14 protein-coding genes and 2 pseudogenes are annotated in these 16,867 nt (G+C 73.2%); 10 read left to right on the top strand and 6 right to left on the bottom strand.

The features are described from left to right. Nucleotides 1-15 precede the first annotated feature (15 nt). Together EDJALFJO_RS21490 and EDJALFJO_RS21485 are read left to right on the top strand one after the other, a co-directional pair. Entirely contained in the window at nucleotides 16-1,527 is a 1,512-nt protein-coding gene (locus EDJALFJO_RS21490; protein ID WP_088288342.1) for a sugar ABC transporter ATP-binding protein, read from the top strand. Further along, on the top strand, nucleotides 1,520-2,563 hold the full coding sequence (locus EDJALFJO_RS21485) for a LacI family DNA-binding transcriptional regulator (protein WP_088288341.1): 1,044 nt from the start codon (nucleotides 1,520-1,522) through the stop codon (nucleotides 2,561-2,563). The genes EDJALFJO_RS21490 and EDJALFJO_RS21485 overlap by 8 nt, the downstream gene beginning before the upstream one ends. Nucleotides 2,564-2,590: 27 nt before the next feature. On the opposite strand, the gene EDJALFJO_RS21480 is transcribed toward EDJALFJO_RS21485, so the two are convergent. Further along, nucleotides 2,591-3,055 (bottom strand): phage tail protein, encoded by a 465-nt coding sequence (locus EDJALFJO_RS21480; RefSeq protein WP_088288340.1) that lies wholly within the window; start codon nucleotides 3,053-3,055, stop codon nucleotides 2,591-2,593. A 193-nt stretch (nucleotides 3,056-3,248) separates the two neighbouring features. On the opposite strand from EDJALFJO_RS21480, the pseudogene EDJALFJO_RS36525 reads away from it, so the two are divergent. From EDJALFJO_RS36525 to EDJALFJO_RS21465, 4 genes and pseudogenes are all read left to right on the top strand, one after another. Continuing rightward, nucleotides 3,249-3,847: pseudogene (locus EDJALFJO_RS36525) on the top strand (DivIVA domain-containing protein); the annotation flags it as partial. A gap of 1 nt (nucleotide 3,848) precedes the next feature. Then, a pseudogene (locus EDJALFJO_RS35735) lies at nucleotides 3,849-4,286 on the top strand (hypothetical protein); the annotation flags it as partial. Nucleotides 4,287-4,402: 116 nt separating this feature from the next. After that, the gene (locus EDJALFJO_RS21470; RefSeq protein WP_198950521.1) at nucleotides 4,403-5,107 is read left to right on the top strand and encodes a response regulator transcription factor; all 705 of its coding nucleotides are present in this window, start codon (nucleotides 4,403-4,405) and stop codon (nucleotides 5,105-5,107) included. A gap of 1 nt (nucleotide 5,108) precedes the next feature. Beyond that, entirely contained in the window at nucleotides 5,109-6,806 is a 1,698-nt protein-coding gene (locus tag EDJALFJO_RS21465; RefSeq protein ID WP_088288337.1) for a GAF domain-containing sensor histidine kinase, read from the top strand. Here the strand turns inward: EDJALFJO_RS21465 and EDJALFJO_RS21460 are convergent. The 5 genes from EDJALFJO_RS21460 to EDJALFJO_RS21440 form a co-directional block, all read right to left on the bottom strand. Further along, nucleotides 6,787-7,734: a TIGR03619 family F420-dependent LLM class oxidoreductase gene (locus tag EDJALFJO_RS21460; protein WP_088288336.1), complete on the bottom strand. Its 948-nt coding sequence runs from the start codon at nucleotides 7,732-7,734 to the stop codon at nucleotides 6,787-6,789. The two genes, EDJALFJO_RS21465 and EDJALFJO_RS21460, sit on opposite strands and share 20 nt — an antisense overlap. A gap of 19 nt (nucleotides 7,735-7,753) precedes the next feature. Further along, the gene (locus tag EDJALFJO_RS21455; RefSeq protein WP_088288335.1) at nucleotides 7,754-8,746 is read right to left on the bottom strand and encodes an LLM class flavin-dependent oxidoreductase; all 993 of its coding nucleotides are present in this window, start codon (nucleotides 8,744-8,746) and stop codon (nucleotides 7,754-7,756) included. A 131-nt stretch (nucleotides 8,747-8,877) separates the two neighbouring features. Further along, entirely contained in the window at nucleotides 8,878-10,431 is a 1,554-nt protein-coding gene (locus tag EDJALFJO_RS21450; protein ID WP_088288334.1) for an AMP-binding protein, read from the bottom strand. Nucleotides 10,432-10,570: 139 nt separating this feature from the next. Then, nucleotides 10,571-11,506 (bottom strand): helix-turn-helix transcriptional regulator, encoded by a 936-nt coding sequence (locus EDJALFJO_RS21445; protein WP_088288333.1) that lies wholly within the window; start codon nucleotides 11,504-11,506, stop codon nucleotides 10,571-10,573. Nucleotides 11,507-11,571: 65 nt separating this feature from the next. Beyond that, nucleotides 11,572-12,141: an HD domain-containing protein gene (locus EDJALFJO_RS21440; protein ID WP_088288332.1), complete on the bottom strand. Its 570-nt coding sequence runs from the start codon at nucleotides 12,139-12,141 to the stop codon at nucleotides 11,572-11,574. A gap of 191 nt (nucleotides 12,142-12,332) precedes the next feature. Here EDJALFJO_RS21440 and EDJALFJO_RS21435 point away from each other — a divergent pair, with 191 nt between their 5' ends. The 4 genes from EDJALFJO_RS21435 to EDJALFJO_RS21420 all read left to right on the top strand — a co-directional run bounded on the left by EDJALFJO_RS21435 (nucleotide 12,333) and on the right by EDJALFJO_RS21420 (nucleotide 16,857). Then, nucleotides 12,333-13,523: an endo-1,4-beta-xylanase gene (locus EDJALFJO_RS21435; protein WP_088288331.1), complete on the top strand. Its 1,191-nt coding sequence runs from the start codon at nucleotides 12,333-12,335 to the stop codon at nucleotides 13,521-13,523. A 123-nt stretch (nucleotides 13,524-13,646) separates the two neighbouring features. After that, nucleotides 13,647-14,957, top strand: a complete 1,311-nt coding sequence (locus EDJALFJO_RS21430; RefSeq protein ID WP_088288330.1) for an ABC transporter substrate-binding protein — start codon at nucleotides 13,647-13,649, stop codon at nucleotides 14,955-14,957. 5 nt (nucleotides 14,958-14,962) lie between these two features. Further along, a complete protein-coding gene (locus EDJALFJO_RS21425; RefSeq protein ID WP_369812564.1) occupies nucleotides 14,963-15,985 on the top strand; it encodes a carbohydrate ABC transporter permease in 1,023 nt (340 codons plus the stop codon). Next, nucleotides 15,982-16,857: a carbohydrate ABC transporter permease gene (locus tag EDJALFJO_RS21420; protein ID WP_088288329.1), complete on the top strand. Its 876-nt coding sequence runs from the start codon at nucleotides 15,982-15,984 to the stop codon at nucleotides 16,855-16,857. The genes EDJALFJO_RS21425 and EDJALFJO_RS21420 overlap by 4 nt, the downstream gene beginning before the upstream one ends. The last annotated feature ends 10 nt before the right edge of the window (nucleotides 16,858-16,867 follow it).

The following is a 16,867-nucleotide window of genomic DNA, read 5'->3' as shown; positions in this document are numbered from 1 at the left end:
GCCGTCCCGGAGACGGTGGAGCCGACCCCCCTGCTGGAGCTCAGGGGCGCCTCGGTGCGCCTGGGCGACGAGCTGGTCCTCGACGGCGTCGACTTCCGGCTGCTCCCGGGGGAGATCCACTCCCTGATGGGCGAGAACGGCGCGGGCAAGTCGACCCTCGTCAAGGCGATCACCGGTGCGCTCCCGCTCGCCGCGGGCGTCATGACGGTCGACGGCCGCCCGTGCGTCTTCCGCAACCCGCTCCAGGCCCAGCGCGCCGGTGTCTCGTCCGTCTACCAGGAGATCGACCTCCTGCCCAACCTCTCCGTGGCGGAGAACATCTGCCTCGGTCGCGAGCCCCGGCGCTTCGGGATGGTCGACTGGCCCGCGATGCGCGAGCACGCCCGCCGTGCGCTCGACACCCTCGGGGTGAGCCTCGACGTGATGTCGCAGCTCGGGACGCACTCGCTCGCGGTGCAGCAGCTCGTCGCGATCGCGCGGGCGGTCTCCACCGACCTGCGGGTGCTCGTCCTCGACGAGCCGACCTCCAGCCTCGACGCCGACGAGTGCGCCGAGCTGTTCCGCGTCGTCCGGCAGCTCAAGGCGCGCGGTGCCGCCGTCCTGTTCGTGTCGCACTTCCTCGAGCAGGTCTACGAGCTGTGCGACCGCGTCACCGTGCTGCGCGACGGTCGCTGCGTGGGGGAGTACCTCACGCGGGAGCTGCTGCGGATCGACCTCGTGCAGGCGATGGTCGGCGACCGGCGCGTCGCGCGGCGGCTCGCGCCGGTGCTGCGCGTCGCCGGGCCGCAGGAGCCCCCGTACCTCAGCGCCCGCGGGCTGGTCGCGACCGGTGTGCACGGTGCCGACGTCGACCTGCTGCCCGGCGAGGTCCTCGGGGTGGCCGGGCTGCTCGGCTCGGGCCGCTCCGAGCTGGCCCGGGCCATGACCGGGATCGACCCGGTCCGCGGCGGTGTCCTGCGGGTCCGGGGCGACGAGGCGTCGTTCCCCGGGCCGCGTCCGGCGATCCGCCTCGGGGTCGTCTACTCCTCGGAGAACCGCCGCACCGAGGGCATCATCAGCGAGCTGAGCGTGGCGGAGAACATCACCCTCGCCCTGCAGGCGGAGCGCGGCGTCCTGCGCCGGCTGCCCGAGGCCCGCAAGCGTGAGCTGGCCGCGAGCTGGGTGGAGGCGCTGGACATCCGGCCGGCCGACCTCGACCGCCCGGCAGGCACCCTGTCGGGCGGCAACCAGCAGAAGGTGCTGCTGGCCAGGCTTCTCGCACTCGCACCGCGGGTGCTCGTCCTCGACGAGCCGACCCGAGGCATCGACGTCGGTTCGAAGGTCGAGGTGCAGAACCTCGTCCGCGAGCTGGCCGACAACGGGGTCGCGGTGATGTTCATCTCGGTCGAGCTCGACGAGGTGCTCCGGGTCGGCAACCGGGTCGCGATCCTGCAGAGTGGGCGGGTGCTGGAGACACTGGCGGCGGAGGACCTCACGGTCGACTCGCTCACGGCGCTCGTCACGGGAGCCGACGGGATCGATGGCTGAGCCCGGCACGTCGGCGGTCCCCGGGCGCCGGGACCGGGACGCCAACATCTTCGACGTCGCGCGGCTCGCAGGCGTGTCCCACCAGACCGTCTCGCGCGTCATCAACGACCACCCGAGCGTCCGGCCGGCGACACGGGCGCGCGTGCAGAAGGCCATCGCCCAGCTCCAGTACAGCCCCTCGCCGGCGGCCCGGGCCCTGGTCACCCGACGCACCCGGACGATCGGGCTGGTCACGCCCGGGGTCTCCGACTACGGCCCGACGTCGATCGCCATGCACTTCAGCTTCGCGGCCCGTGCCGCGCGCTACCACGTGCAGTCGGTGAGCGCGCCCGACGACCCCCAGGCGGTCCGCGAGGTCATCGACGGGCTGCTGCGCCAGCGGGTCGACGGGCTCGTCCTCGTCGTCGCCGACGTCTCGGTGCTCGAGGCCGTCAAGGGCCTCGACCTGGCGGTCCCCCTCGTCGCCGCGGCGTCCGCGGCCCGGCGCGGACCGCTCGTGGTGTCGATCGACCAGTACCGGGGGGCGCGGTCCGCCGTGCGTCACCTCGCCGAGCTCGGCTACGAGCGGATCCTGCACCTGGCCGGCCCTCCCACGGCGCTGGACGCCATCGAGCGGGTCCGCGGCTGGCGGGACGAGCTCGCCTCCCGCCGCCTCGAGGTGGTCGAGCCGGAGCACGGCGACTGGAGCGCCGCGAGCGGGTACCGGCTGGGGCTGCAGCAGGCGCTCGGGCCGGGGGACGCCGTCTTCGTGGGCAACGACCACATGGCCATCGGGCTGCTGTCGGCGCTGCGGGAGCGCGGGCTCGCGGTCCCCGAGGAGGTCGCGGTCGTCGGGTTCGACGACGTGCCCGAGGCCGGCTACCTGTACCCGGCGCTGACCACCGTGCGGCAGGAGTTCGAGCAGCTGGGACAGCTGATCATGCAGAAGGTCCTGCTCGCCGTCGAGGAACCGCTCACGGTCACCGAGGACACGCCGATCCCGACCCGCCTCGTCCTGCGGGCGTCCACCCCGGCACCGGCGCGCGGCGCGCGCTGAACCTCGTCGTCGTACGCACCGCGCTCGTCAGTGCTCGCCCTTGATGACGAAGAAGGAGCCGCGGATCGTGCCGGCGAGCGTGGACCGCTGGGTCGCGAACTTGAACCGGGACGCGAGCTCGTCCGGGACCGGCATGCCCTCGGACAGCTTGAAGCCGACGGCGCGCTTCCCGCCGTCCTCGAGCCCGTACATGACGTTGATCGCCAGCCCCGACTCGTAGAAGACGTACGCGAAGCGGATCCCGCCGGTGACGAAGCCGCAGGCCTCGAGCGGGCGCGACGCGACGACGATGTCGCGCTCGGTCTCGAGGATGCGGTGCACCCAGGCGATCGTGTCCGCCGCGTCGTCCGCGGCCTCGACCGTGAAGACGTGGTCGTACTTGTTCTTGAAGTAGCGGGCCTCGTTGGCCCGCAGGCCCGCCAGCGCGTCGGCGACGGGGGAGGACTCCAGACCGGTCGTGGAGACCGTCCGGAAGTCGACGACATGTGGCACAGGGACCTCCGACGTCCCAGCGGCGGCGCCGGGGCTCGTTCCGGGGACACGACGGCTCAGATGCTAGTGGGCCGGAGCAGCGGCGTTCTCCGGCGGACCTGCGCGTCCGGGCCTCCCGGGGCACCGGCCGTGGGATGCTTAACACGTCGCCCCACCGACTCCGAGGGCTCAGCGATCTGCGAGGTGCACGGGCGTGGACGCAACGGACAGCAGGCCCGACTTCCGGACGGTCTCCCGCGGCTACGACCGCGGTGAGGTCGACGCTGCGGTGGCCCGTCTCGAGGCGGCCGTGGCGGATGCGCAGGCCCGGGTCGAGGCGATCGACCACCGGGCGGAGGGCCTCGCCGACCAGGTGGCCCAGGCCCGCGGCCAGGTGCACGAGGTGCAGCGGGTCTCGCGCAGCAGCGGCCTCGGCGCCGGGGTGGACCGGCTGCTGCGGCTGACCCAGGAGCAGGCCTGGGACGTCGTCCAGCTCGCTGCCGCGGACGCCGCCCAGATCGAGGGTGACGCCGCCGTCCGGGCCCGCGCCCTGCGCGACACGGCACGCAGCGAGTCCGCGGACCTCAGGGTCGCCGCCCACGGAGAGTCCGAGCAGCTGCGCCGGTCCGCCGCCGAGCACGCCGAGCAGGTCCTCACCGCCGCGAACCGGGAGGCGGCCGACCTCCTCGCAGGCGTGGAGCGGGAGGCCTCGGCGCTCCGGTCCGCCGCGGAGCAGGAGACCGCCGCGCTGCGGACCGGGGTGAAGCGCGAGCTCGCCCCGCTGCGCGCCGCTCGGCGACCTCGCGCTCGGTGNGCCGAACGGCTCGGCCGCGAGCGTCAGGACCAGTCCGTCGCCGGGACGACCCGGCAGCTCGCGGACGCGACGGCCCGGCGGGAGGCGGCCGAGCAGGAGGAGGCGACGGCGATCGCCCGGGCGGAGAAGGCCCGCCGGGACGCCGAGGAGTACGCGACGACCCTCGTCGCTGACGCGCAGCAGACGGCGGACCAGACGCTCGCCGAGGCCCGCGCGCTCGCCGACCGGACGACGGCCGAGGCCGACACCGAGGCCGGGTCGGTCCGCGGCGCGGCCGGGGACGAGGTCGACGCGCTGGTCCGGCAGCGGGACGAGATCGCGACGCAGATCGACCAGCTCCGCGGGATCCTCGGCCCGGCGGCGACGGCCGACGCCGACGCCGGTGCGGTCAGCGGCGCCGTCGGCGCGGTGCAGGAGCAGGCCGGGTCCACGGCGTAGGCCCGGTCCGCACGCACCGACGGCATCTCGATCGCCCCGCGGACGGCCGCCCCCCATTGCCGCGGAGCCGCCCTCCCGGCACGATCAGGGCACGCCTCGACGGTGAGGAGGTGCCGGTGGCTGCCGCGACCCGCGTGCTCGTCGTGGACGACGACGAGCGGATCCGCACGCTCCTGTCCTGGAAGCTCGAGGCAGAGGGGTACACCGTGGTGTGCGCCGAGAACGGTGGCGCCGCACTCGAGCGGCTCACCCAGGACCGGCCCGACCTCGTCGTCCTGGATCTGTCGATGCCCGGGGTGGGCGGGCTCGACGTCCTGCGGCGGGTCCGGGCGACGGGTGACGGGGCGCTGCCGGTCATCATCCTGTCCGGCCGCAGCGGCGAGACGGACCGCATCGTCGGTCTCGACCTGGGCGCCGACGACTACCTCGCCAAGCCCTTCTCGCCGGCGGAGCTCGCCGCGCGCGTCCGGTCCGTGCTGCGGCGTGCGGCCCGGCCGGTCGGCACGGAGGACCCGCCGGCCGCCGGCCCCGTCGCGGGTCTTCGGGTGCACGCCGCGGCCCGTGAGGTCCTCGTCGACGGTCGTGCGGTCGACCTCACCGCGCGGGAGTTCGACCTCCTGGCGTTCCTCGTCGCGCACCCGCGGCAGGTCTTCACCCGGGCGCAGCTGCTGACCCGGGTGTGGGCCAGCGACGCGGGCTGGCAGGGCGAGGCCACCGTGACCGAGCACGTGCACCGGATCCGGTCCAAGGTCGAGCCGGACCCGTCGCGACCGCGGTGGCTGCGGACCGTCCGCGGCGTCGGCTACCGGCTGGAGCCCTGACGTGACCTCTCCGACGGCCTCTCCCGTCGCGCCGCCCGGGCCCGCGGCGGGCGGCCTCGCCCGGGACGACACCCTGCGGCTGCTCGACTCCCAGACGAGGGTCCTGGAACTCATCGCGGGCGGGGCGCCGCTGGGCGACGTCCTCTCGTCGGTCGTCACCGCGCTCGAGGGGCTGCTCGACGCCGCCCGCTGCTCGATCCTCCTGCTGGACAACGCCACCGGGACGCTGCGGCACGGCGCGGCGCCGAGCCTCCCGGCGCAGTACGTCGAGGCCATCGACGGCCTCGGCATCGGCCCGGACGCCGGGTCCTGCGGGACCGCGGCCCACACCGGGCACCCTGTCGTCGCCGAGGACGTCATGACCGACCCGCGCTGGTCGCGCTACCGCGAGACGGCCCGCCCGCACGGGCTGCGCTCGTGCTGGTCGACACCGATCCGGGCCCGCTCGGGCATCGTCGGCACGTTCGCCGTCTACACCGGTCACCCGCACCGGCCGACACCTCGCGAGGAGCTCCTCGTCGAGCGGCTCACGCACCTGGCGTCCGTCGCCATCGACCACGCCGGGCTCTTCGGGGCGCTCGCGGAGAGCGAGGAGCGCTTCCGGCACGCGTTCGAGGACAACGCCGTCGGGATGGCCCTCACCGACCTCGACGGCCGCTTCGTCAAGGTCAACGAGGCGCTCGCCCGGATGCTGGGCCGCGGCGAGACCGCGCTGCTCGGGACGGCGCTCGCGGACGTCGTCGCGCCCGTGCCCTCCGGTGACCCGGGCGCGCCGGCCCCGGTCGCCGGGATCGTCGGGGGGGCCACACAGGGGAGCGCGCACCTCGAGGCGCTGGCCCGCCGTCCGGACGGCACGGTGCTGCGGCTGGCGGTCACGGCGTCCGCGGTCCGGGCGGCGGACGGCGTCCCGCGGCTGGTGAGCCTCAACCTCCTCGACGTCACCCAGCGGGACATCGCCGAGGCCGAGCGCCGCGGCCGTCGTGAGGCCGAGGTGGCCCGCAGCGTCGCCGAGGCGGCCAGCCGGGCCAAGACGGACTTCCTCTCCGCGATGAGCCACGAGATCCGCACGCCGCTGCAGGCCATCCGCGGCTTCACCGAGCTGCTGCGCACCCTGGAGCTGCCGCCGGACCGGCGGACGGCCGCGCTCGAGCACATCGAGGCGGCGTCCGCGCACGTCACCGCGCTCGTCGACGACGTCCTCGACATCTCCCGGATCGAGGCCGGTGCCCTTCCCGTGGAACAGGTCCGGGTCGACGTGGGCCTGCTCTTCCACGAGGTGGTCGAGCTGCTCGCCCCGGTCGCCGCGGCGGGCGCGGTCACCCTCGTCGTCGGGCCGGGGCCCGCCGTGCACGCCCGCGCGGACGAGCGCCGGCTCCGCCAGGTGCTCATCAACCTGGTGTCGAACGGGATCCGCTACAACCGGACGGACGGAACGGTGACGCTCACGGCGGCCGGGCCGGACGACGACGGGTGCGTCGTCCTGCGGGTCGAGGACACCGGTCGGGGGATCCCCGAGGACCTGCGCGAGCGGCTCTTCGTCCCGTTCGACCGGCTCGGGAGCGAGCTGGCCGCGGACGGCGGGATCGGGCTCGGTCTCTCGCTCGCCCACGGCCTCACCACGACGATGGGCGGCCGGCTCGGGATCGAGAGCGCCGTCGGCGTCGGGACCACGGTCACCCTCACCCTGCCGGCGGGCTGAGGCGGACCGGGGCGAAGGCGTCGAGCACGTGCTCGGCGTAGGCGAGCGACGCGTGCTCGACGGCGTCGGGCGCGCTGACCCGGGGCGCGAGGTTGAGGTCGAGGAAGACCTCGGTGACGCCCTGCGCGCTCAACGCGGCGAGGTCGTCGAGCACCTGCTCGCGCGTCCCCTGCAACGGTCGGCGGGTGCCGCCGGGGGCGCGGTCGACGAGGTCGACGACGCCGCGCACGACGATCCGCAGCGCGTGCGGGTCCCTGCCCGCCTCGCGCGCACCCTCGCGGACCGCCGCGACGCAGTCGCCGATCGCGGCGGGGTCGTGCCGGCTGCTGCCGATCCAGCCCTGCGTCAGCCGGCCCGCGCGGCGCAGCGCCGGGACGGCGGTGCCGCCGAGCAGCACCGGCGGGTGGGGGCGCTGCACCGGCGGCGGCCCCGTGCGCGAGCGCGGGACCGTGTAGAACTCGCCGGAGAACTCCACCGGGTCCTGCGTCCACAGCGCGTGGAGGCAGTGCAGGTACTCCTCCATGCGTGCGCCGCGGCGCTCGAACGGCACGCCGGCCGCCGCGTACTCCTGCGGCAGCCAACCGATCCCGAGCCCGGCGGTGAGCCGGCCGCCGGACAGGACGTCCAGCGACGTCAGCGTCTTGGCGAGCACGACCGGCGGCGTGAACGGCGCGCAGATCGTCGCCGTCCCGAGCCCGATCCGCGTCGTCCAGCCGGCCGCGAGGGTCAGGGCGACCACGGGGTCGAGCACCGCCCGGTGGGCAGGCTCGAGGTCCGCGTCGTCCGGCCGGAGCAGACGCTGGAAGGTCCACAGCGACGCGTACCCGAGCGCCTCGGCCTGCCGGGCGACCCGGCCGATGGTCGCCTGGGTCGCCCAGCTGCCCGCGACGGGGAGCCCGCACCCCAGCAGGGGCAGGGCATCCGTCATCGGCAGGACCCGGTGCGGGTCAGCTGGCCTCGACCTTCGGCATGATCTCCTCCTTGAGCCGCTTCAGGTCGTCGAGCGTCTTGGAGACGGGGACGTCCGCGAACGGCGGCCACAGCAGAGGCATCGTCATACCCGCCTCCTTGTAGCGCTTGAGGGTGTCGGTGATCTGCGCGGCGGTGCCGGCGAGCAGGTTGGTGCCCTTGCCGGCGGGGGTCTGGTCGGTCTCGGTGTCGGTGATGACGAACCAGATCATGCTGCAGATGTCGAGGTCCTCGACCGACCGCGCGCTGCCGATGTCCTCGAGCTCGCGGTGGATCGCCGTCCGCCAGTTGGCGAGCTCCTCAGGGGTGTCCTGGATGCCGATCCAGCCCGCCAGGTCGTACTTGGCGATCCGGGCGGCAGAGCGCTTGGGGTCCTTGAGGCCGCTGAAGTAGATCGGCGGGTGCGGGTCCTGCAGCGGCTTGGCGCCGAAGCCGCAGCGCTCGAAGTCGGCGAACTCCCCGTGGTACTCGAAGAGGTCGTTGCCCCAGATGCCCTGCATGATCTCGATGGTCTCCCGCACGTGCGCGTGCCGCCGGGGGAACAGGTGCGCGGCGCTGGAGGCCGCGAACTCCTCCGGCATCCAGCCGGAGCCGATGCCGACGTTGAGCCGGCCGTTCGAGAGGTGGTCGACGGTCGCGAGCTCGGCCGCGAGGACACCGGGAGCGCGGTACGGCGTGTCGATGATGCTCATGCCGATCCGCACCTTCGACGTCTTCGCCGCCAGCCAGGGGATGAGCGGCCAGCCCTGGTACCACTCGCCGCGCGAGGAGACCGGCAGCGCCTTGGGGAACTCGGTCATCATCCCGAACGGGAACTGCAGCTCCCCGCGGTCGGAGGCCTCCGGGACGACGATCCGGTCGAGGGTCCAGACCGAGTCGAAGTCGAGCTCCTCGGCGAGGGCGGTCAGGTCCTCGAGCTCCTTGACCGTGACCTTGTCGCGGAAGTTGGGCAGGTACAGGGCGAGCTTCATGACGACCTCCGGACGGCGCTGTACGGGATCCCACGGCCCGGTGAGCCGCGGCACGACGCCCGGTGACCTGGCCTGCTGCCCGGACATTAACAGCGCGACCACCGCAGCGGAACGGTCCGCGGCAGCGTTGTTCATCCGTTGAGGAAGGCGCTCCCGGGCTCGTCCCGGAGCCGCTGCCGCAGCTCCCTCTTGACCACCTTGCCGTAGTTGTTCGTCGGGAGGGCGTCGACGAAGCGGTACTCCTTGGGGCGCTTGTAGCGGGCGATCCGGTCCAGGCAGGTCCGGTCGAGGTCGGCGGGCGGCGGTGCTGCCTCGCCGTCGGCCACGACGAAGGCGACGACGGCCTCGCCCCACTCGGGGTCCGGCCTGCCGACGACCGCGGCCGCGCGAACGCCCGGGTGGGTGAGCAGCGCCTCCTCGACCTCGCGCGGGTAGATGTTCATCCCGCCGCTGATGATGAGGTCCTTGGACCGGTCGCGCAGGGTGAGGTAGCCGTCGGCGTCGAAGCTGCCGACGTCCCCGGTGTGCAGCCATCCGCCCCGGAGCGTCTCGGCCGTCGCCGCAGGGTCGTCCCAGTAGCCGGCCATGACGACGTCGCCGCGGACGACGATCTCGCCGGGCTCGCCGGCGGGCAGCTCACGGTCCTCGTCGTCGACGACCCGGACCTCGACGTCGGTGCGCGGGGTGCCGACGCTCTGCATGCGTGCACGCCACCGGGGGTCGTCCCGGTCGGCGTGGTCCGCCTTCGAGAGCGCGGTGATCGTCATCGGGGTCTCGCCCTGGCCGTAGATCTGGGCCAGCCGCGGGCCGAAGACCTCCAGGGCGTCCTCGAGGTCGGCCAGGTACATCGGTGCCCCGCCGTAGATGATCGTCTTGAGGTGGTCCCGCGCGACGGCCGCCACGGCCGCGTCGCCGGCCAGCCGCTTGACCATCGTGGGTGCGGCGAAGAACGACGTGCCCGGCCAGCGCTGGAGAAGTGCCGCGATCTCCGCGCCGTCGACGCCGCCCGACCGCGGGACGACGCTCACGGCGCCCCGGGCCACGTGCGGCAGGCCGTAGAGGCCGGAGCCGTGCGACAGCGGGGCCGCGTGGAGGACGGCGTCCTGCGCCGAGACCGGGTCGATGTCGGCGAAGTAGCTGAGGGAGGCCATGAGCAGGTTGCGGGCGGTGAGCGTGGCTCCCTTGGGCCGCCCGGTCGTGCCGCTGGTGTAGAAGAGCCATGCCGGGTCCAGCGGCCGCAGGGTCGCCAGCGGTGCGGCGGGGGCGGCGACGAGCCGGGTCCACGCCTCGCCGGGAGCCACCACCGCCGCCCGCAGGGAGGCGACCTCACCGACGAGCGAGCGGACGTCGTCCGCGTGCTCCTCGTCGGTGAGCACGACGGCCGCCGCGCTGTGCCCGAGGATGTACGCGAGCTCCTCGCGGTGGAGCCGGGCGTTGACCGGGACGGCGACGAGACCGGCGTGCCAGACGGCGAACAGCGTCTCGAGGTACTCGGGCCGGTTGCGCATGACGATCGCGACCCGGTCGCCGGGCGCGAGGCCGAACCCGGTCCGCAGGCCGCCGGCGACGGCGGCCACGGTCGCGGCCCAGCCGGCCCACGTCGAGTGCACCTGCTCGCCCTCGGCGAGCGCCGGGCGGTCCGGCCGCTGCCGCGCGTTCCGCTCCACCCAGGAGGCCGGGTTCACCGCTGCCCCTCGGTTCCGACGGTGCAGCCCGGACGCGCATGCTGAGGTCGCCGCTTCACGAGGGGATGGTAGGGCCGCACCGCCGCGTGACGGCAGACCCGTTCTGCGCGAGCGGGTGACCGACGCCGGCCGACGCGGTTCAGCCCGCGTCGGACCGCTCGGCGCGGGTGGCCGGCCGGGTGGCGTCCCAGGCGGCGAGCAGCGTCAGCCCGTCGGCCGTCGGCGTTCCTGCGGCCGCCGTGTAGACGTTCAGCTGCAGACCGGGTTCGGCGGCGAGCGACATCGCCTCGAAGTCGAGGTCGAGGAGCCCGACGACCGGGTGCCGCAGCCGTTTGCGTCCGCTGCGGTGGTGGCGGACGTCGTGCGAGGCCCAGTGCCGCCGGAACGTGGGGCTGCGCGTCGACAGCTCGCCGACGAGCTCGACGAGCGCCTTGTCGTGCGGGGCGCGGCCGGCCTCGAGGTGCAGGATGGCGGCCGCGTCCCGCGCGACCTGGTCGTAGTCGACGAAGAACGCCCGCGCCGCGTCGGGGTCGAGGTAGACGAAGCGGGCCGTGTTGGCTGGACGGCGCGGGTCCGCGGTCACGGGGGAGTCGAGCACGGGGGAGTAGAGGGCCCGTGCGAGCGGGTTCGTCGCGAGGATGTCGTGGCGGCCGTTGCGGACCCACGCCGGGGCGCCCGTGACGGCGTCGAGGACCTGCTGGACCTGGGGCCGGACGGTGTGCGCCGGTGTGCGCCGGCGACGCGCCCGGCCGGCGGAGGCCGACCCGCGCGCGAGCGCGTAGAGGTGGTCACGCTCGGCGTCGTCGAGCTGGAGGGCGGTCGCGAGCGCGTCGAGGACGCCCTCGGAGGCGCCGGCGAGGCTGCCGCGCTCCAGCCGGACGTAGTAGTCGACGGAGACGCCGGCGAGCATGGCGACCTCTTCGCGGCGCAGGCCCTTGACCCGGCGGTTGCCGCCGAACGCAGGCAGTCCCGCCTGCTCGGGCGTCAGCCGGGCCCGGCGGGAGCTGAGGTACTGCCGGATCTCGGCCCGCAGGTCCGTCGGGTCCGTCGGGTCCGTCGGGTCCGTCGGGTCCATGTGCTCACCGTAGGTCGGGGTGCGCTGTCCAGGCAGGCCCTGCTGGTACCCGGGACGAGCGGCCGTCAGCTGATGCCCTCCTGGAGGTACCGCGGCGCGGAGAGCACCCGTCGCAGGACCGGCTCGAAGTGCTCGACGGGCAGTGCGTCGTACTCCGGGTCGAAGCAGTTCTGGTCGTACCTCTCGCAGAACTCGGCGCAGGCCTCGAAGTGCGGCGACTCCCGGAACCGGTCCCGGGCGTTGCGGTCGGCCCCGACGTGGTGGCCGTAGTAGAAGAGCTGGAACACCCCGTGGTGCTTGATCACCCAGGTCAGCTCGGGCCGGACGTACGGCTTCAGCACGGCCGCGGCGAGCTCGCCGTGGGTGTAGGGCGCGAGGTCGTCGCCGATGTCGTGGAGCAGCGCGGCGACGACGACGTACTCCTCGTCCCGGCCGTCCCGCTCGGCCCGCGTCGCGGACTGCAGCGAGTGCTCGAGCCGGGTGATCTTGTACCCGCCGAGCGAGGACCTCAGCGCGTCCAGGGCCTCGAGCAGCCGGTCCGGGAGGGCGGCGACGAAGGCGTCCTCGTGCTTCTTGAGCAGGGCGTAGTCCTCCTGCGTGCCGTCGGCCATGGCGATGAACGAGACGGTCTCCATGCGCCCAGCCTGTGCCCTCGACGGGGTCGCGGCAAGGGTCCGGCACGGCAGCGAGGGGCGGGCCGGTCCTGCGGGGCCATGTCCTCGGGACAGTGCCGTGGGCACCCTCTTGTCCGGTTTCATCCAGGTGTCTATGGTGTGTCAAACGATATCGATAACGATATCGTCTCGACTGCACTGGGGGAGTCGTCATGAGACCTCGTCGGACTCTGGTCATCGGGCTGGCGGTCGTCGCCGCCCTGAGCGGCGGTGCCACGACGACGGCTGTCGCCGGCCGGCCGGCCTCGCCGCCGTCCCAGGACAGCACCTTGCGAGCCCTGGCGGACCGCCACCGGCTCGCGATCGGGACGGCCATCGACGTCGACGCCCTCGACGACCCGCAGTACCGGCAGATCGCCGGCACCGACTTCTCGACCGTCACGGCCGAGAACGTCATGAAGTGGGAGGTGCTCGAGCCGGTCCGCGGTCAGTACGACTGGTCGCAGGCCGAGAAGTTCATGGCCTTCGCGAAGAGCAACGACCAGCGGGTCCGCGGTCACGTGCTGGTCTGGAACAACCAGCTGCCGGCATGGCTCACCGAGGGCGTGGCCGACGGCTCGATCACGAAGACCGAGCTGCGGGGCATCCTGCGCAACCACGTCAAGACCGTCGCCGGGCACTTCAAGGGCCGGATCTGGCAGTGGGACGTGGTCAACGAGGCCGTCACTGACTCGTTCGACGCGACCGACGGCCGCATCGGGTACAAGGGGTTCTGGGCGCAGAACCTCGGCCCCGGGTACGTCGCCGACGCGTTCCGGTGGGCCCGCGAGGCCGACCCGAAGGCGCTGCTGTTCTACAACGACTACAACATCGACGCCTTCGGCGACGGCGGCCCGCTGGACAAGACCCAGTTCGTGTACGACATGGTCCGCGACCTGCGCCGCAAGGGCGTCCCGATCGACGGTGTGGGCAGCCAGGCCCACCTGTCGACGCGCTACGGGAACTACTCCGCGTTCCAGCTGGCCGACATGCACCTGCGGTTCGCGAAGCTCGGTGTCGCCACGGCGCTGACCGAGGTCGACGTGCGCAACCTGCTGCCGGAGACCCAGACCGGCGACACCGTGAACCCGCTGCTGCAGGCCCAGGCCTACGACTACGCCGCGCTGCTGCAGGGGTGCCTCGCCAGCCGGCAGTGCATCTCGTACACGGTCTGGGGGTTCGACGACGGCCGGAGCTGGACCAACACCTGGGACTTCGGCTCCGGTCCCGGGCGCGAGGCGCTGGCCACCATCCGTGACGCGAGCTACCAGCCGAAGCTCGCCTACCGGGCCCTGCAGGCCGAGCTGGCCTGGGCCGGGCCGCCGCTCGTCCTGCCGCGGGTGACGCAGCCGCCCGGCCGCTGACCGCCGTCCGGCTCCGCCCCGCGGTCCGGTGCGTGACGATAACGTTATCGATAACGATTGACGAGCCGCTCGCCGCGATGCGACGGTGAGGTCTCAACTCACTCGAGGACGAGGAGCGTCGATATGAGGCGGAGAACGGTCACGTCGGTTGCCCTCGGGGTCGCCGCGATGACGGTGCTCGCAGCGTGCGGGACGGGTGGCGACGACACCGGCGGGAGCGACGCACCGGCGTCGAGCAGCGGGGCGGCCACGACCATCACGTGGTGGCACAACTCGAACACCGACCCGGGCAAGGCGTACTACGACGAGGTCGCGAAGAAGTTCGAGGCCGCGAACCCGGGCGTGACCGTGCAGGTCACCGCCATGCAGCACGAGGACATGCTCACCAAGCTGGACGCGGCGTTCCAGAGCGGCGACGCCCCGGACGTCTACATGGAGCGCGGCGGCGGCGAGCTCGCCGACCACGTCGAGGCCGGCCTGGTCAAGGACCTCTCGGCCCCGGCCCAGGACGTCGTCACGAAGCTCGGCGGGTCGGTGGCCGGGTGGCAGGTCGAGGGCAAGACGTACGCCCTGCCGTTCTCCGTGGGCGTCGTCGGGTTCTGGTACAACAAGGCGCTCTTCACGAAGGCCGGCATCGACAAGCCCCCGGCCACGGTCGAGGAGCTCATCGCGACCTCGGACACGCTGCGCCGGGCGGGCGTCGAGCCCATCTCCGTGGGGGCGGGCGACAAGTGGCCGGCCGCCCACTACTGGTACTACCTGGCGCTGCGGCAGTGCCCGCAGCAGGTCCTCCAGGACGCCGTCAAGAGCCTCGACTTCTCCGACCCCTGCTTCGTGGCCGCGGGCACGGAGCTGGAGAAGATCGTCAAGGCGAAGCCGTTCAACAAGGGCTTCCTGTCGACGCCGGCCCAGACCGGCCCGACGAGCGCGTCGGGGCTGCTGGCGACCGGCAAGGTCGCCATGGAGATGCAGGGCCACTGGGAGCCGGGCGTCATGCAGGGCCTGACCGAGGACAAGAAGGGGCTCGGCGAGAACCTCGGCTGGTTCCCCTTCCCGGCGGTGTCGGGCGGCAAGGGTGACCCGGCGTCGGCCCTGGGCGGCGGTGACGCCTGGGCGGTCGCGAAGGACGCGCCGGACGCGGCGGTCGACTTCGTCAAGTACCTGCTGTCCGACGAGGTGCAGACCGGCTTCGCCGAGCGCGACATGGGTCTGCCGACGAACCCGGCGGCATCCGGGTCCGTCAAGGACCAAGCCCTGGCCGGCCTGCTCAAGGTCCGGGACCAGGCGCCGTTCGTCCAGCTGTACTTCGACACGGCGTTCGGGCAGGCCGTCGGCGGCGCCATGAACGACGAGATCGCACTGCTGTTCGCCGGCAAGGCGGGCCCGCAGGACATCGTCGAGAAGACCCAGGCCGCGGCGGACGACGCGAAGTGACGTCCCTGCTCGGCCGCTCCAGCGCCGCCCCGCACCCCGGGCCCGGCGTGACACCCGGCACCGCCGACCGCGCCACCGCGCGGTCGGCGGTCCGCCGGGGCCCGTCCAGGTCCGGGGGCGGCCGGCTGCGGACCGCTCTGGAGGTGCTGTTCTTCGTCGGGCCGGCGCTCGCGCTGTTCGTGCTCTTCGTCGTCTGGCCGGTCGCCCGGGCCGTCCAGTTCTCGTTCTACCGGTGGAAGGGCTTCGGCCCGCTCGACGACTTCGTCGGGCTGCGCAACTACGTGTCGGTGCTGCAGAACGAGGTGTTCGTCGGGGCCTTCGTCCACAACATGGTCATCGTCGGGCTGTCGATCGTCGTCCAGCTCCCGCTCGGGCTCGGCATCGCCCTGCTGCTCAACCGCTCGATGCGCGGGCAGGGTCTGCTGCGCACGGTGATCTTCGTCCCCTACGTGCTCTCCGAGGTCATCGCGGGTGTGGTCTGGTTCCAGCTGCTCCAGCCGCAGTACGGCGTCGTCGACGGGATCCTCGGCGCGGTGGGCGTGGCGGGCCCGGAGCAGGGCTGGCTCGGCACCCCGGACATCGCGCTGTACACCGTGTTCGGCGTGCTGACCTGGAAGTACCTCGGGCTCGCGGTGCTGCTCTTCCTCGCCGGGCTGCAGGGCGTCCCGCACGAGCTGGTGGAGGCGGCCCAGATGGACGGCGCGTCGTGGTGGCAGGTCCAGCGGCGGATCACTGTGCCGCTGCTCGGCCCCACCGTCCGCACGTGGGCGTTCCTGTCGATGATCGGGTCGATCCAGCTCTTCGACATGGTCTGGATCCTCACCGGCGGCGGGCCGGCCAACGCGACGACGACGATGGCGACGTTCCTCATCAACGAGGGCACCAAGCGCTACAACTACGGCATCGCCACGGCGGCGTCGGTGATCCTCTTCGCGGTCGCGCTCGTGTTCGCCCTGCTCTACCAGTACTTCGTCCTGCGTCGCGACGTGGCCGACGCCGACGCCGACGCCCGCAGGGGTGTGCGATGAGCGGCGTGTCCGCCCTCCGGCGGTCCGTGCCCGGGGCGTCGAGGGCGGGTGGCCCGCACCGCGGTGCCTCCCCGCTGGTGTACCTCGTCGCGCTCGTCGTCGTCGGGTTCACCCTGGGCCCCGTGCTCTACGCGGTGCTGGGCGGGTTCCGCACCAACGCCCAGCTCGCGCAGTCCCCCGCGGGCCTGCCGGACCCGTGGGTGCTGGACAACTACAGGCGCGTCCTGACCGGCTCCACGTTCTGGACCTACGCGCTGAACTCGACCGTCATCGCGGTCGTCACGACGGTCGTCGCTGTCACCTTCGGCCTCATGGCGGCATACCCGTTGGCGCGGTACCAGTTCCGCTGGCGCGAGCCGCTCTACATGGTCTTCGTGCTCGGGCTCCTGTTCCCGGCGACGGTCGCGATCATCCCGCTGTTCGTCATCATCACCCGGCAGCTCCAGCTCGGGAACACGTGGTGGGGTGTCGCGCTGCCGCAGGCCGCGTTCGCCCTGCCGACGACGATCATCATCCTCCGGCCGGTCCTCATGGCCATCCCGACCGAGCTCGAGGAGGCCGCCGTCCTGGACGGCGCGAGCCGGATCCAGTTCTTCTGGCGGATCGTCGTGCCGCTGTCCGGGCCCGGCGTCGTCACCGTCGGCGTGCTCGCGTTCGTGGCGTCGTGGAACGCGTACCTGCTCCCGCTGCTGCTCCTGCAGGAGGACCGCAAGACGCTGCCCCTCGGGGTCGCGGACTTCTCCTCGCAGTACTCCTCGGACACCGCGGGAGTGTTCGCGTTCACGACGCTCGCCATGGTCCCCGCGCTCGTCTTCTTCCTCGCCATGCAGCGCCGCATCGTCAACGGGCTGCAAGGCGCCGTCAAGGGCTGAGCCCGAACCG

It is taken from the genome of Kineosporia sp. A_224, assembly GCF_002198655.1.
Classification (GTDB): Bacteria; Actinomycetota; Actinomycetes; order Actinomycetales; family Kineosporiaceae; genus R-H-3.
This window is presented reverse-complemented; position numbering and strand designations above follow the sequence as displayed.